This window comes from Rhizobium sp. WW_1, from assembly GCF_003610155.1.
Taxonomy (GTDB): Bacteria; Pseudomonadota; Alphaproteobacteria; order Rhizobiales; family Rhizobiaceae; genus Rhizobium; species Rhizobium tropici_A.
This window is the reverse complement of the sequence record NZ_RAIN01000017.1, coordinates 14,793-29,758: the sequence shown is the minus strand read 5'-3', so window position 1 is coordinate 29,758 and position 14,966 is coordinate 14,793. Positions and strand designations below refer to the sequence as shown.

Here is a 14,966-nt window from a genome sequence, read left to right as displayed (position 1 = left end):
CAGGCAAACTTCGCATCCCTGCTGCGCGCTGCATATAACCTCTGGTTACGAGCATAGCTGCGTCCGATCGAAGACGCTCGGCGGCCATGGGCGAAGTCTGGCCGTCCTTGCTGCGACCAAACTGCGGCTAACGCCGAGTAGCTTTCGAAGCTCTTGAGGGGAATTGAACCGGCGACCTAGAGCTTTCGCTCCGTTGGGGCGGTCAAAATGCAAAATTCTGATTAAAGATAGATAAAACAACGTCCTCAGCTATCATACCCGCCATGCCCTGGAAGAAAAGCCCCGACCTTCGCTTCCAGCCGCCCTATCTGCCAAGCGGTAGTTAAAGACCCGCCAATGCTTGATCGATTTTCACCATCACATCGGCTTGCAGCGGCCCCTTCACGAGAGCACCAGCATTTTCCTCGACCTGGGCAACCGTACGGAAGCCAGGAATTGGTAGCGTGCGCCGCGAGCGCGCCCACAGCCAAGCAAGCGCACCCTGCGTGAGCGTGCGGCCATCCTCTGTCAACAGATTGCGGACCGCCTCCAGGCGAGCGGCAAATTCAGGCGCGATCTTCCCGTCCTTAAAATAGACCATCCAATCGAGACTTGCACCGCGCACATCCTTCTCGCCGACAACTTTGTCTGGCGTGAACTTGCCGCTGAGCAGGCCCATTGCAAGCGGACCGCGATTAATGGAAATGAGATCATCACGCTCGATGACATCGACCATCGCCGGAACCGGCTCGAAGACATTCATCGTATGCTGAATAGAGACGAATCCTGTGCGATGCGCATGACGTGCCGCACGATCCGGATGGTCAGTGCTCCAGCCGAAAGCGTCAATCTTGCCTTCGACCTTAAGCGCCTCGAGTGTCCCGAATACGTCGTCCGACGCTTCGAGCGCAAAATCGTTGAGATGGAATTGCAGCAGATCCAGACGATCGCGACGCAGGCGGCGCAATGACGTCTCAGTGGATTGCCGGATAAACGCAGGATCAGCAAAGGCGCCCGTCGCTTGCTTGGTCTTCTCGTCCGTCGCAAAGCCGAACTTCGTGGCGATCACGACATCATCTCGATTGCCGATCGCCCTGCCAATAATCGCTTCGGAATGCCCAGCCCCATAATTCGAAGCGGTGTCGAAGAAGCGAATACCAAGATCAAGCGCCCGCTCAATGGCGCGGATTGATTCATCGTCATCGACTTCGCCCCAGCCAAGTGGCACGTCGCCGGCATAAAACGGACCGCCGATAGCCCAGCACCCCATGCCCAGGCGCGGAATTTCGCGACCGTTCCATAGAATGATTGTGGTAGCTGTGTCAGCTTTTTTCAGCATGTTGTCCTCCACGTTTGTCTGCATCACAGGCGGAAAATAGGGGCAGACGCCGGGACGATAAACAGCCAAATCCGCAGGGTATTTTTCACTGATGAAAAATGCTTGCTCGTGACTGCGCTACTGAAAGCAAAGCATGTTAGACTACCGCCGCGGCAGACAAGGCTTCAACTGGACGGCGGCGCCTCGAAGACTGTTGAGGGTTCGCCGAGGCGCAGGGGGTTGCAAACATTGGCCAATCGGCAAAATGTCGGGCCGCAATCCGGCGCGCTACTGGCTATGATTGCTGACCACATCTCCGGGTAGAACTTGGCGAGGCAACCACTTGATGGTGGACGAGCATTCGCGCTCGCACCATGAAGGCGGTAGAAACACCGGGCGTCGACGGCAAGTCAAGCCTGCCGGGCGTCGCCCTGTGTAAAAGGCACAGCATTACCAGCCGACGCCGCCAGCACCGCGCCCTACGCCACGGAGCTATCTTCCAGAGCCAGAAAACCTCCCGATTGTCGCCGCCAAAGCCTTGCATAGAGGCCGCCTTTCGCGATCAGGTCCTCATGCCTGCCCTCCTCTACAATCCGGCCCTGATCGAGAACGATCAGCCTGTCGAGTTCCGCAATTGTGGAAAGACGATGCGCGATGGCAAGCACCGTTTTGCCGCGCATCAGCCGCTGAAGCTGAGCCTGGATCGTGGCTTCGACTTCTGAATCTAGCGCCGAGGTCGCTTCATCGAGCACGAGGATCGGAGCATCCTTGAGCAAGACGCGAGCAATCGTAATACGTTGGCGTTGGCCGCCCGATAGCTTCACCCCGCGCTCCCCCACACGGGAATCGTAGCCAGCGCGACCTTCCTGGTCGGAAAGTCCCACAATAAAGTCATGGGCCGCCGCCTGCTGGGCCGCGTTCTCGACTGCCTCCCGGTCCACTCCAGTGCGGCCATACGCTATGTTCTCATGGATGGAACGATGGAGAAGCGAATTGTCCTGCGTTACGACGCCGATATGCCGCCGCAGGCTATCCTGCGTGACGTTTGCAATGTCCTGCCCATCGATGAGGATGCGCCCGGACTGGATCGGATAAAGGCGCAGCAGGAGATTGACCAATGTCGATTTGCCCGCACCCGAGGGGCCGACGATGCCGATCTTTTCACCCGGACGGATGACGAGCGACAGTTCCGGAAAGACGGGCTTGGCACCGCCGTAGCGAAAATGGACATGATCGAAAACGATCTCACCTCTTGGAACTGCCAATGTGCCGGCATCGGGCGCATCGATCAGATCATGCGGTTTGGCGATGGTGAGCATGCTCTCCTGCACGGTACCGATATTGTCGAAAACGTCGCGGATCAGGTAGATCAGCCAGCCTGACATCTGGACGAGCCGCAGCACAAGGGCGATCGCGGCAGCGCCTGCGCCGGCCGTCATGGCACCACGGCTCCATAAATAGAGGGTCAGGCCTGCGGTAACAACGATCAGGATGCTATTCAGGATCTGCAGGACGAGGCTCGCGCCAAGGATCAATCGCATCAGGTCGAGGAAGGTATCATTCCAATGTTTGAGGGAATCTCGTACGGCCGCGCGTTCGAGATCGCCGCGTGCGAAGAGTTTCACCGTCAGGATGTTCGTATAGGAATCGACGATGCGGCCCGTAGTTGAGGAGCGGCCGAGGGAGTTGGCCTCCGAGCGTTCCAGGGCGCGCGGCACGAAATATCTGAGCAGCACCGCATAGGCTACCAGCCAGATGATGACCGGCAGCATCAACCAGACGTTGACGGATCCGAAGAAACCAATCGTGACCGAGGCGAAGATCAGAGCGTACCAGAGATCGCCGATCACGGCGATGACGGCCGAGCGTATGGATTGTCCAGCCTGGATGACACGCGCCGATAGTCTGCCGGCGAAATCGTTCTGAAAATAGGTTAGTGAGTGGCCGAGTGTGTAGATGTGATTGCGCCAGCGGATTTGGTTGGTAAGGGGTGGCACCACGATCTGGTTGGTGACCACCTGCGTCACGAAGAACAGGATAGGTCGTAACACCAGAATGATGAGCGCAGCGCCGGCAAGGAGCCAGCCGTAGTCCTGAAAAATCGTTTGCGGGGACTGCTTGTTGAGCAGGTCGACAAACCAGCCGACCATCAGATAGATCGCCGCTTCGACACCGCTGAAGGCAAGTTCGATCAGCATGATTGCGACAAGCCATCCCTTGATTCCCTTGAGATGATGCCACATGAAACGCCATACGCCCGTCGGCGGCGTTTCATCCTCATCAAAGGCGCTAAAAATATCGATACGGCTTTCCAGGAAGCGGAACAGTCGAGCAAACATCAAAATGTGACCTTAGCTGAATAAGTCATCGGCTGGAGCCAATGACCTCCGAGAAACAGCCGGCCAAAGCCGGTTTATCGCGTACCAATCGACAGGAATGTTGCATTCATTGTCAGGGTTGACCATCTCATTCGATGACGTTGCGGCCGGTCGATGAGACGAAGTCGCGACCGCGGAAGGGACCCCCCGATCGCATTGTTGGAAGACGAGAAATTTCCGCTGCCCGACGCGAAGCGCCGGTCAGAACTCTCAACGATACTCGAGGACCTAGACAACAATATAGCGATTGAGGAAGACGGTGAGACGTATTTGAACGCAGATTGCCATACCGCGAATCGCTCTACGCTTGTGCCAAACACCTACCGAGATCATGAAAGGGAAGCAAGTTACAAACGGGGACGATTAGAACTTGGGACAATCAAACCGCAGACCCAATGTTGCAGCATTGCCGGAAATCAGGGGCCTCCTGATCGACGTGGTAAAGCGTTGGCTGGCGTTGCAACAGACACTCCCGTTCACACTGACAATCCATGACGGTCGGCCAAGACAGCGTTTTGCTGCCCATAGACCCCGCAAACGCCTTTCATTTCGCGGGTCCCCTTTTTGGCACATCCTGCGTAATCAATATCGAAGAGAAACGGTTTGCTCCCATTTCGTGCAATGAGAGGCACGACTGGAATTGTGGTGGGATTTGACAGCTTGTCCTCACTTCACCGTCGAGGCCGCATCGATCTGGCGGCCTCACTCCGAATTCTGCGTGAGCAATTAGGATGACCGGGGAATTATTTAGATTTCCCGCATACCGAGTGGATGAAGAGCAGCGCTCGTTTTGAGTTGCCGCCCAATAACCATAAGACCACCTAATATTTTAATTCACTAAAATTAGCTATGGCTGCCTTGTTCAACAAAGCAAACACAGGGAGATTTCATAATGGCTCACAATGCCGCCCGCGGCAAACGCGTTCGAGAAGCCATCGCTCAGCGCCAGATCCGGAAAATGCACGCCCTCGCCGCTGAACTAAATGTGTCCGTCGCCGCTGTCTCGCGTTGGCAGAGTGGTGGTCATACATCACTGGACAGTGCCTATGCGCTTGCCCAACTACTGGATGTCTCTCTCGATTGGTTGTTGCTTGGGCGCGGCACGAAGGAATGGCATAAGGACAGCACAATTTCTCAGACAGAGCTTCAATGGGTGCTCGCGCTCCGCGATGATCCGGGCCAGTATTATCAACCTGCTTCCTGCAAAGCATCGTGTCAAGCGCAACGCGCCAGCCTGTGACGCATATTCTTGACTGGCTCCATCTGTCGATGCGGCTTCGGCACCTCGAGCGAGCCTGGGAGGGCATCAGGCACCTGCAAGATATGAACGTCTATCTTCGCGACGTCACGGTTCACGTACCGAGGTTGCGGCATCTCCTTTGGAGCGAATATGTCCGGGAGGCGACCAGAACGGCAAAATAGATGCTCACTCGATTGGATCGGCGTCCCAGCTTGCGCGACACCACCAACAAGCTTAGGCGCCTCTGTGAGCTGATCACCAATCTCCGCACCTAAGTAGTCCAGAACAAGGCTTCGATTGTCAATTACTGCAAGCGATATTGGTCAGGCCAGTCTATTGTCAATCAGTACCGAACAGTCACCCCTGCGCGTCTCCAATGATCCACGGGCAGGCATAGTAGTCTTCGATGCGGTCGATGACGCGACCGGCGACATGGACGCGAACCGGCCATGCGACCTCCCACCGATCGCCTCGCTGGAAGAGCAGGAGGAGGACAGGCTCTCCGTCGATCGCTCCGAGCTCCATGGTCCACTTCTCTGGGTTTCGCTCATATTCGGCGAAATAGATGGAGCTTGCGAGCAGGCCGTCGAAGCAGTCGGCGACTCGCAACCGGGCGTCGGCGCTCGTGAGGCTCCGCACGCCGTCCCAGTCGTGGCGATTGAAGAGGTCGACATAGCGCTGCAACAGCCGCGTGGTGTCGGGATCAAGAGGACGGCTCGGCTCGCCGGCGGGTTCAGCAGGCAGGCCGGCGAGCTTTGCCCGGCCGCGAGAGAGGGCGGATTTAACACCGCCAACCGTCGAGCCCACGAGCGCTGCGGTTTCTTCCAGCGAGTAGTCGAAGACATCCTTCAGTAGGACACAGGCCCGCTCCTTGGGCGGCAGGTGGCCGACCAGTCGTTCGATGGCGCGATGCGCATCGGTCGTCGCCGGCTCCGCGGCAACGACGCCGATATCGTCCGAATAGGTGCTTTCCGCGCGCTTGCGCGCATTGCGCCGCCTTAGAAAGTCAACGCAGCGATTGTGCGCAATGCGAAATAACCAGGGTTTTAGGCTGTGGGTATCATCCAGGGTCTCGATCTTCATATAGGCCTCGAACAGCGTCTCCTGCATGAGATCCTCACCGTCGAGCCGAGAACCTGTCATGCGGGCGCAGTAGCGATGCAGTTGCGGCCGGGCGTCCGACACCGTCGCGAGGAAGGCTCGATATCGCGCGTCGAATAGGCCGATCGGTCGTTTGGGCATGTCCTTCACCTATCACATCTCAGCGTCATTGAGGACCACGAAGGCGGGCGACCTCATGGTCAACGTCATAAAAACTCCTGCTTGCCGTTCCGCGCCAGCTTCGTGAGCATCCAGGCGGCGACGAGCGTCTTCGTGCCGTCGAGGCGATCTGCGTATTTCTTGCTTTTCGCCCCAGGGCGGGAGAAGAAACCGCCTGCTCTCAATTTGCGGGTCATGCAACCTCCTGCCCTTCACCGCGTGTCGCCGTGGTTCCGGTCAGACCGAGCTTGGGGCGAACCCATTGTGCGAACCGCTCGATCGCCTCATCGGCTTCAGGCGCACGACCAGCCATCATCTGGAACGAATGCAGCATCCCCGGAAACACATCCAATCGCACTTCGAGACCGTCGGCCTTAGCCCGGTCGGCGAGCGCCCGGCTGTCGTCGAGCAGGGTTTCGTCTTCACCCGCTTGCAGATAGATCGGCGGCAGGCCCTTGAGATCGGCAAAGATCGGGCTCGCGAATGGATGCCGGGGATCGGCCCCGGCGAGCACCTGCGATGCCAGCATATCCACGGTCGCCTTCTGGAAGAAAACATCCTTCTCGCGGTTCGCTTCGTAAGAGAGCCCGCTCGCCGACAGATCATGCCAGCCGGAGATACTGAGAATTGCGGCCGGTAGTGGACGTCCTATATCACGGAGTTTCATAGCCGCCGCGATGATCAGTCCTGCGCCGGCGGAATCGCCCGCACCTATGATCTGCTCCGGCCGGATACCCTGCTCGGCCAGCCATTCGAACGCGGTCACGGCCTGCTCGATCTGACGAGGAAACTTGCTCTGAAACGAGTAATCATAGGTGGCCAGCAAAGCGTAACAACCAATCGCCTTGGCGATGTGCCCGACCATCTTGCGATGGGTCCAGATCGATCCGCCAACATAGCCGCCGCCATGCAGGTAAAGCATGACCCGATCTTCGGCCGCGAGCTTTGGCCGAACCCATAGCGCAGTCTTGTCACCGAGATTCGCCTCGACGTAATCAACGCCGCCAGGTTCCGCCGTCAAAACAGACCACTCGGAAACTTCTGGCGGCAATTCTCGACCGCTGCGCCAGGCCTCCGCGAGGATCTCGTAGTGTGCCTTGTTCGCTAAGCTCTGTCTGCTCACCATTGTCGCGCTCCTATTCGCTGAGGAGGGCGATGTTGAAGACGACCGCCCATGAACAGCTAAGACGGACGAGCCCAGCGAAAGGATACGTCGCTGGCCGATGCGATGCCGCTGTGTGAATCGGCGCGGGGGCAAGCGGCAAGGCGGCATCACAAGCCATTGATATTTTGAAGATGCTGGGTCATTCGACGGCGCCGATTCACATGATGCTGACCGCAGCCGAACCTGTCCATGCCTGAGCTGCAAAGCAACCCTCTTCGAAATCTTATCACGGCCAGTCCGAATAGCCCGACGAAAGCATGTCGCTACGAGCGACTTCCGCCTTCCTGGCGAAATCGCGATACCTGGCGGGAGAAAATCCGGTCTTTCTCTTGAAGAAATGACTGAAATAGGTGGGGTCCCGAAAGCCAAGACTGTCCGAAATCTCCTGGACGGTCCTAGCGGAGCGTTCCAGCCTCAGCTTCGCCTCCTGGACGACGCGTTCATGCAGGAGCTGTACGGGCGAGCGCGCAAGCGCACTGCTGCAGATGGAATGCAGGCGGTCGGTGGTGACGCCGAGCTCCCGCGCATAATCGCTGATCGGCCGATGCTGCCGGAACCAGATCTCCACCAGTTGCCGGTATCGCTGCAGGGTCGAGGCGCCGCCGCCGCGGCCGCGCTGCTCGGTCGCCTCACTGCCGCCTGTGCGCCATAGCGTCATGAGGATCAGCCGCAAATAGGCGGAGATGACCATCCAAGAGGCACGAGAGGGGTCGCCAAGCTCCCTTACGAAGCCCGCCACCAGCGGCTGCGTCTCTTCGACGGCGTGCGGCTTCGGTTCGTCCGTCAGCCAGGGCCGCTCGCTGAAAGTCCGCAGCGCATAGGATTCCGCCTGGTCGCCGATCGCGTCCACCATGATCTGTGGTGACGCGCCGATCAGGAAGCCCGCGGCACCCGCAGCCATGCGCAGCTCGCACCTCGCCTGCGGTGGCAGATAAGCGAGCGCCGGCCCTTGTAGCGATTGCTGGTCCTCCGGCTCGAACAACAAGGTAGTCGTTCCAGCCTGGAGCAGGAACAGATGGTGGAAATCGGCATAGATGCCTTTCTGGAAGTGAATCGTCCGGTGCGTCAGTGATGGCTCCCGCCACTCGCCGTGTGCATGATGATGGATGCCGCCATCGGAAACCAAGAAGCTCTCCTCCTGCTGGCACCGCGCTATCGTCGCCGGGAATGCCAGATAATTACAAGATTAACCCAGAAAAACACATTCCTTCCTATTTGCAATGGCGTAGTTTCATCTCATGAGCCTCTGGGAGGAGGACTCCACACAGCAGATGCCGATTGCGAGGCCGATCCCGGCGGCGCGTGTCTGTGCGCGCTTTCTCCCATTGATGGATTTGAGGGAAAGACCCGCGCAGGACTGGACGACCGCGATGTTTGTGACAAAGCTTCTGATCAATGACGAGACGGTGGATGCGTCAGATGCATCCACTTTCGAATGCCTCGATCCGGCGACCGGCGATGTCGCGACAATCGCGCCGGCGGCCTCGACATCGGACGCAGCGCGGGCAGCCAACGCCGCGGCCGCTGCCTTTCCCGCATGGTCGGAACTAGGACCGGGTGAACGCCGCACCATGCTCAATCGGGCCGCAGATGCTCTTCTTGCGCGATCGGCGGATTTCGTGGCGGCGATGATCGCAGAGACCGGGGCGACCGCCCTTTGGGCCAGGATCAATTGCGATCTTGCCGCCGACATATTGCGCGAGGCGGCCTCGATGGCCACGCAAATCGCCGGCGAGATCATCCCTTCAGGCATTCCCGGCAACGTCTCCATGGCAGTGCGTCAGCCCGCCGGCGTCTGCGTCGGCATCGCGCCCTGGAACGCACCGATCATCCTTGGCGTGCGGGCGATCGCCATGCCGCTTGCCTGCGGCAACACCGTCATTCTGAAAGCATCCGAGCTTTGCCCCAAGACCCATTGCCTGATCGGCGAAATCATGCGCGAAGCGGGATTTCCGCCTGGAGTCGTCAATGTCGTCACAAATGCTCCGAAGGATGCCGCGGTCATCGTCGAGGCACTGATCGCCCATCCCGCTGTGCGGCGGATCAACTTCACCGGCTCCACGCGCGTCGGGCGGATCATTGCCGAGACATCGGCAAGGCATTTGAAGCGCTGTCTGCTCGAACTCGGCGGAAAGGCGCCCTTCATCGTGCTTGCCGATGCCGATATCGACGAAGCGGTCCGCGCCGCCGCCTTCGGTGCTTTCATGAACCAGGGCCAGATCTGCATGTCGACCGAGCGGATCATTCTCATGGACGAAATCGCCGATGAATTCGTCGAAAAATTGAGGGCAAAGGCGGAAACGCTCGTTGCCGGCGATCCGCGCAACGGCAACACGCCGCTTGGAACGATGATTACGGCCGAAGCCGCCCGGCGCGTTCGTGCGTTGGTCGAGGATGCCGCGCAGAAAGGCGCGGTCATCGTCTGTGGCGGTCACGCGCGCGGTACGCTGATCGACGCGACGGTCATCGATCACGTCACGCCAGCCATGCGCATCTACCGCGAGGAAAGCTTCGGGCCGTTGGCGGCGATCATCCGCGTCGACAGCATCGACGAAGCGATAACCGTCGCCAACGACAATGAGTATGGATTGTCGTCAGCCGTTTTCAGCCGCGACATCAACCAGGCGCTTGCTGTCGCTCGACGTATAGAGACCGGCATTTGCCACATCAACGAAGCAACCGTCGCCGATGAACCGCAAATGCCGTTCGGCGGCGTGAAGTCGAGCGGCTATGGCCGCTTCGGCGGCAGGGCGGCGATCGACGAATTCACCGAATTGCGCTGGATCACGCTTGCCTCGGGCAAGCGCGACTATCCGATCTGAACCGCTACGGATCGGTAAAATACAAGGGAACACGGAGTTAAGAGGGCTCCGCCAAAGAGGGAGGGAATTGCAATGACTGGTTTCAAGGGAAGGATTTTGGGCGCGGGACTGACGCGGCGCGATTTTATGACCGCGGCTGCAGCCGGTACGAGCGCATTGGCCTTCGGCGGGCGCAGGGCTTTTGCGGCCGATGACACGCTGAAGGTCGGCTTCATCAGCCCGCGCACCGGGCCGCTCGGCGGCTTTGGCGAAACAGATGGCTATGTGCTTGATCTCGCACGCAAGGCGCTGGCCAATGGATTGCAGGCCGGCGGCAAGAGCTGGAAGGTCGAAATCCTCGATCGCGACACGCAGTCCGATCCGTCGCGCGCCGGTCAGTTGGCAAAGGATCTGATTAACAACCAGGCCGTCGACCTGATGCTGGCGGTCTCGACGCCTGAAACCATCAATCCTGTCGCCGATGCCTGCGAAGCTGCGGGGGTGCCGTGCCTGTCGACGGTCATGCCATGGGAGGCCTGGTATTTCGGGCGCGGCGCCAAGCCCGGCGCGCCGTCGCCGTTCAAATGGACCTATCACTTCGGCTTCGGTGTTGGCGAATTCCTGAAGACCTACATCTCGCAATGGAACCTGATCGAGACCAACAAGAAGGTCGGGGTCATGTATCCGAACGATGCCGATGGCAACGCCATCCGCGCCAATCTGGCGCCGGCGCTTGCCAAGGCCGGCTTTACCATCGTCGATCCCGGCGCCTATGAAACGGGGACCACGGATTTCTCCTCCCAGATCGCGCTGTTCCGTCAGGAAGGCGTCGAGATCTTCAACAGCTTCCCGATTCCCCCGGATTTTGCGGCATTCTGGCGTCAGGCGGCGCAGCAGGGCCTCATCCAGCAGATCAAGATCTGCCAGGTCGCCAAGACCGGACTGTTCCCGTCCGATATCGAGGCGCTCGGCGATCTCGGCATGAATATCGCCAGTGCCGCCTATTGGCATAAGGCTTTCCCCTATAAGTCGTCGCTGACGGGCGTTTCCGGGCCTGAGCTTGCCGATGGCTACGAGGCGGCAAGCGGCAAGCAATGGACGCAGCAGCTTGGCGCGAGCCTGTCGCTTATCGATGCGGGCTTCGATGCGCTCAAAGCCGCCTCGGATGCAAAGAGCAAGGAGGCTGTTGCGAAAGCGATGAGCACGCTGAAGACGACGACGATTGCTGGCAAGGTGGATTTTACCAGCGGTCCCGTCGCCAATGTCTCCCCTGGCCCGATCATCGGCACGCAATGGGTCAAGGCGCCGACCGGCTCGAAATTCGCACTCGACTATGTTGTGACCGAACACGCCACCGATCCGAATGTCCCGGTTGCCGCCAAGCTCATCGCTTACAATGGGTAAGGCTATCGTGCAGGAACAAGAAGGACATCGGCTGGGAGGGGAGTTTCTCTCGGCCAAGGGAATCCACAAGCGCTTCGGGGCGCTTGTGGTCCTCGAAAATCTCGACTTTTCCATGGGAGACGGTGATGCCGTCGGCATCGTCGGCCCGAACGGAGCGGGCAAGACGACCCTGCTGAGTGCGCTTGCAGGCGCGTTTCCGCTAAATGCCGGAACGATCACCTTTAACGGCCGCAACGTGACTGCACTGACGGCGGCGGACCGCTGCCGGTCGGGCCTCGTCAGGACGCATCAGATTCCCAAACCCTTTAGCGGCATGACGACATTCGAGAACGTTTTCGTCGCCGCGTCGCATGGGAAGACATCGAACCGTGACGAGGCCTATGAGCGCGCTGTCGATTCTCTACAACTCTGCGGCATGCTCAGCGTCGCCAATCGCCGCGCCGACACACTCGGCCTGCTCGATCGCAAGCGGCTTGAGCTGGCGCGCGCGCTTGCAACCGGTCCGCGGCTACTGCTGCTCGACGAAATCGGCGGCGGGCTGACAGACGGCGAAGCGAGCGAACTCGTCGGCACTATTCTCGAACTGCGGCGGCGCGGCATCGGCATCGTCTGGATCGAGCATATCGTTCACATTCTCCTGCAGGTCGTCGAACGGCTAATCTGCATGGATGCCGGCAAGATCATCGCCGATGGTGATCCGAAGGCGGTCATGAGCGATGCCGAAGTGGTGCGCGCCTATCTTGGGGGAGCGCCTGCATGAGCATTCTTTCCATTCGCAACCTTGATGTCCGGCACGGTCTGCTGCAGGCGGTGCGCGGCATCAGTTTCGATCTTGCCAAGGGCGAGGTACTGGCGCTTGTCGGCGCCAATGGCGCGGGCAAGACGACGCTGCTGCGTTCAATCGCCGGTGCGCATCTGCCTGATGCCGGCCAGATCCTGCTCGATGGCGACGATGTTACGGCTGTCCCCGCGCACAAGCGCATCGCCAGGGGCATTGCGCTCGTTCCCGAAGGACGGCGATTGTTCTCACAGATGACGGTCGAGGAAAATCTGCTGCTCGGCACCAGCGCCGGCCGCAAGGGTGAGTGGACGATCGAGCGGGTCTTCGATGCCTTTCCGAACCTGAAGCCGCGCCGACACGCCAAGACGGGCCATCTGTCGGGCGGCGAGCAGCAGGCAACGGCGATCGGGCGGGCGTTAATGAGCAACCCCGACATTCTCCTGCTCGACGAAGTCTCGCTCGGCCTGTCGCCGCTCGTCGTCGATCGGGTCTACCAGCAACTGCAAGGGCTCTTGTCTTCGGGCACGACTATCCTACTCGTCGAGCAGGATCTGGCGCGCGCCATGGGCGTCGCAACTCGTGTCATCTGCATGCTGGAGGGTAGTATAGTGCTTGACAGGCCGGCGAATGGCGTCACGCGCGCGGAAGTGACCCAGGCCTATTTCGGCCTGCACCGGGCGACAGCCGAGAGGAGCGTTTCGTGACCAACACCCTCATCCAGGGCATTCTGCTCGGTGGCTACTATGCGGTCATTGCCTGCGGCCTGTCCTTCATGTTCTCCGTCATGCGCATCATCAATCTCGCGCATGGCAGCCTTGCCGTCGTTGCCGCTTATGGGCTCTGGCTGCTGGCGGCAAAACTGGGCATTCCGCCTTTCTATGGCCTTCTGATCATCCTGCCTTTCATGGCGGCGCTCGGCTGGTTGCTGCAGCGCTTCGTGCTGGAGCGCAGCGCGCGCGGTGGAACATTGCTGCCGATCCTGACGACCTTCGGCCTGTCGATCGTTATCGATAACCTGCTGTTCGAGCAATTCGGGGCGGATACGCGCTCGCTCGCGCCATTTATCGGCAATCTCTCCTATGCGTCCTGGCAGCTGCCCGGTCACGTCTTCGTCGGCAAGCTTGCCGTCCTGATGATGGTGACGGCAATCGTCATCATCGGCGGGCTGCAGCTCTTCCTGAGCCGTTTCGCCGTCGGCCGCTCCATCCGCGCCACGGCGGAGGATGCGGATACCGCAGGCCTCGTCGGCATCGATGCACGCCGCGTCAATGCCATTGCGACCGCGATTACCATGGTGACAGTCGGCATTGCCGGTGCGTTTCTGGCCATGCGGGCGACCTTCAACCCTTATTCGGGCGGACCGCAGCTGCTGTTTGCCTTCGAGGCAGCCGTCATCGGCGGCGCCGGTTCGCTCTGGGGAACTTTGCTCGGCGGCATCGTGCTTGGCCTAGCGCAATCGATCGGCGCCCAGATCCACCCGCAGGGCTTTCTGATCGGCGGCCACATCGCTTTCCTTCTTGTTCTCTTCGTGCGGCTGCACCAGTTCGGCTTCCTGCGCCTCGGTAAAATCCGCACGCTTCTTCGGAGCCCGTCATGAGCACGATCGCACCCGGAATTTCCGTCGAGCGCTGGACCGCATCCTCACGATTGACCCTGGCTGCCATGATGGTGGCGATCGGCCTCCTCGCCGCAGTGCCAGCCGTCTCCAGTGCCGGTGTCACCGATCGCATGACGGCTCTCTTCATCTACGTGATCCTGGCGGCCATGTGGAATGCGCTAGCGGGTTTCGGCGGCCTCGTCTCCGTCGGCCAGCAGGTGTTTTTCGGCCTTGGCGCCTATTTCACCATTCGCCTGGCTGATGCGGGGCTCGACCCCTTCGTCTCGCTCGTCGCCGCCGCAGTCGTTACCGGTGTAATATCGCTGCCGCTTTCATGGCTGATGTTGCGGCTGAAGGGGGGCGAGTTTGCCATTGGCATGTGGGTGCTGGCCGAGCTTGCTCATCTGCTCGTCAATCTCGACCGGCTCATTCAGGGCGAAACCGGGACCTCGCTGATTTCCTTGAACGGCTATGACAGCTCCATGCGTCGCGTCGCGATCTATTGGCTGGCGCTGGCGGCCATGGTCACTCTCCTCGGCGCGCTCTTTGCTTTGATGCGGAGCAAGGCAGGAGCCGCCATGCAGGCGATCCGTGACAATGAGGATGCGGCAACCTCCGTCGGCGTCCGCGTGGCGGCGACGAAACGCCTGCTCTTTGTTCTCGCCGCCTTCGGCATTGCCGTTGCGGGTGGCCTGTGGCTGGCAACGGCCGTCACCTTCCAGCCAAAGACCTATTTCAGCGTGCAGTGGACCGCCTACATGATCTTCATGGTGCTGGTCGGCGGCATCGGCAAGTTCGAGGGCGCGATCCTCGGAGCCATTCTCTTCTTCGTCATCGAGACTGTCTTCGGTGGAACAGGGGTCTGGTATCTGGTCGGCCTTGGCGCGACGGCGGTGCTCTTCTCCCTCTATTTGCCGCGCGGCCTCTGGGGCGAGATCGAGCGACGCTTCGATCTGCAGCTCCTGCCCGTGGGCTACCGACTGACATTTTCTGATCTCTTCAAGGATAAGCAATAGCGGCGAACTTTCGCTGCGTTTCATGGG

12 protein-coding genes and 1 pseudogene are annotated in these 14,966 nt (G+C 59.9%); 7 read left to right on the top strand and 6 right to left on the bottom strand.

The features are described from left to right. Window positions 1-322: 322 nt before the first annotated feature. Window positions 323-1,318, bottom strand: coding sequence for an aldo/keto reductase (locus tag BJ928_RS31250; RefSeq protein WP_047634266.1), 996 nt, complete (start codon window positions 1,316-1,318; stop codon window positions 323-325). A 458-nt stretch (window positions 1,319-1,776) separates the two neighbouring features. Continuing rightward, window positions 1,777-3,636 carry an ABC transporter ATP-binding protein gene (locus BJ928_RS31245; protein ID WP_047634186.1) on the bottom strand — a complete coding sequence of 620 codons (1,860 nt, stop codon included), beginning with the start codon at window positions 3,634-3,636 and terminating at the stop codon, window positions 1,777-1,779. Window positions 3,637-4,567: 931 nt separating this feature from the next. Here BJ928_RS31245 and BJ928_RS39825 point away from each other — a divergent pair. Next, window positions 4,568-4,928 (top strand): annotated as a pseudogene (locus BJ928_RS39825) (helix-turn-helix transcriptional regulator). Window positions 4,929-5,272: 344 nt separating this feature from the next. Here the strand turns inward: BJ928_RS39825 and BJ928_RS31230 are convergent. The 4 genes from BJ928_RS31230 to BJ928_RS31220 all read right to left on the bottom strand — a co-directional run bounded on the left by BJ928_RS31230 (window position 5,273) and on the right by BJ928_RS31220 (window position 8,466). After that, the gene (locus BJ928_RS31230) at window positions 5,273-6,157 is read right to left on the bottom strand and encodes a sigma-70 family RNA polymerase sigma factor (protein WP_052227851.1); all 885 of its coding nucleotides are present in this window, start codon (window positions 6,155-6,157) and stop codon (window positions 5,273-5,275) included. A gap of 65 nt (window positions 6,158-6,222) precedes the next feature. Beyond that, a complete protein-coding gene (locus BJ928_RS38975; protein ID WP_156151452.1) occupies window positions 6,223-6,372 on the bottom strand; it encodes a hypothetical protein in 150 nt (49 codons plus the stop codon). After that, window positions 6,369-7,544 carry an alpha/beta hydrolase gene (locus BJ928_RS31225; protein WP_245432633.1) on the bottom strand — a complete coding sequence of 392 codons (1,176 nt, stop codon included), beginning with the start codon at window positions 7,542-7,544 and terminating at the stop codon, window positions 6,369-6,371. The genes BJ928_RS38975 and BJ928_RS31225 overlap by 4 nt, the downstream gene beginning before the upstream one ends. A 22-nt stretch (window positions 7,545-7,566) precedes the next feature. Further along, entirely contained in the window at window positions 7,567-8,466 is a 900-nt protein-coding gene (locus tag BJ928_RS31220) for a helix-turn-helix transcriptional regulator (protein WP_047634182.1), read from the bottom strand. Between the two features lie 244 nt (window positions 8,467-8,710). On the opposite strand from BJ928_RS31220, the gene BJ928_RS31215 reads away from it, so the two are divergent. The 6 genes from BJ928_RS31215 (at window position 8,711) to BJ928_RS31190 (ending at window position 14,939) form a co-directional block, all read left to right on the top strand. Continuing rightward, window positions 8,711-10,162 (top strand): aldehyde dehydrogenase, encoded by a 1,452-nt coding sequence (locus BJ928_RS31215; protein WP_047634264.1) that lies wholly within the window; start codon window positions 8,711-8,713, stop codon window positions 10,160-10,162. Window positions 10,163-10,234: 72 nt separating this feature from the next. After that, the gene (locus tag BJ928_RS31210) at window positions 10,235-11,545 is read left to right on the top strand and encodes an ABC transporter substrate-binding protein (RefSeq protein ID WP_047634181.1); all 1,311 of its coding nucleotides are present in this window, start codon (window positions 10,235-10,237) and stop codon (window positions 11,543-11,545) included. Further along, window positions 11,538-12,305, top strand: a complete 768-nt coding sequence (locus tag BJ928_RS31205) for an ABC transporter ATP-binding protein (protein ID WP_082011941.1) — start codon at window positions 11,538-11,540, stop codon at window positions 12,303-12,305. Before BJ928_RS31210 ends, BJ928_RS31205 begins: the two co-directional genes overlap by 8 nt. Further along, a complete protein-coding gene (locus BJ928_RS31200) occupies window positions 12,302-13,030 on the top strand; it encodes an ABC transporter ATP-binding protein (protein ID WP_047634180.1) in 729 nt (242 codons plus the stop codon). Before BJ928_RS31205 ends, BJ928_RS31200 begins: the two co-directional genes overlap by 4 nt. After that, entirely contained in the window at window positions 13,027-13,923 is an 897-nt protein-coding gene (locus tag BJ928_RS31195; RefSeq protein WP_047634179.1) for a branched-chain amino acid ABC transporter permease, read from the top strand. Before BJ928_RS31200 ends, BJ928_RS31195 begins: the two co-directional genes overlap by 4 nt. Further along, on the top strand, window positions 13,920-14,939 hold the full coding sequence (locus BJ928_RS31190; protein ID WP_047634178.1) for a branched-chain amino acid ABC transporter permease: 1,020 nt from the start codon (window positions 13,920-13,922) through the stop codon (window positions 14,937-14,939). Before BJ928_RS31195 ends, BJ928_RS31190 begins: the two co-directional genes overlap by 4 nt. Window positions 14,940-14,966: the final 27 nt, after the last annotated feature.

Bases quoted from the DNA above. Each gene is read 5' to 3' on its own strand.
- BJ928_RS31250 (WP_047634266.1), bottom strand. From the start codon at position 1,318: ATGCTGAAAAAAGCTGACACAGCTACCACAATCATTCTATGGAACGGT.
- BJ928_RS31245 (WP_047634186.1), bottom strand. From the start codon at position 3,636: ATGTTTGCTCGACTGTTCCGCTTCCTGGAAAGCCGTATCGATATTTTT.
- BJ928_RS31230 (WP_052227851.1), bottom strand. From the start codon at position 6,157: ATGCCCAAACGACCGATCGGCCTATTCGACGCGCGATATCGAGCCTTC.
- BJ928_RS38975 (WP_156151452.1), bottom strand. From the start codon at position 6,372: ATGACCCGCAAATTGAGAGCAGGCGGTTTCTTCTCCCGCCCTGGGGCG.
- BJ928_RS31215 (WP_047634264.1), top strand. From the start codon at position 8,711: ATGTTTGTGACAAAGCTTCTGATCAATGACGAGACGGTGGATGCGTCA.
- BJ928_RS31210 (WP_047634181.1), top strand. From the start codon at position 10,235: ATGACTGGTTTCAAGGGAAGGATTTTGGGCGCGGGACTGACGCGGCGC.
- BJ928_RS31205 (WP_082011941.1), top strand. From the start codon at position 11,538: ATGGGTAAGGCTATCGTGCAGGAACAAGAAGGACATCGGCTGGGAGGG.
- BJ928_RS31200 (WP_047634180.1), top strand. From the start codon at position 12,302: ATGAGCATTCTTTCCATTCGCAACCTTGATGTCCGGCACGGTCTGCTG.
- BJ928_RS31190 (WP_047634178.1), top strand. From the start codon at position 13,920: ATGAGCACGATCGCACCCGGAATTTCCGTCGAGCGCTGGACCGCATCC.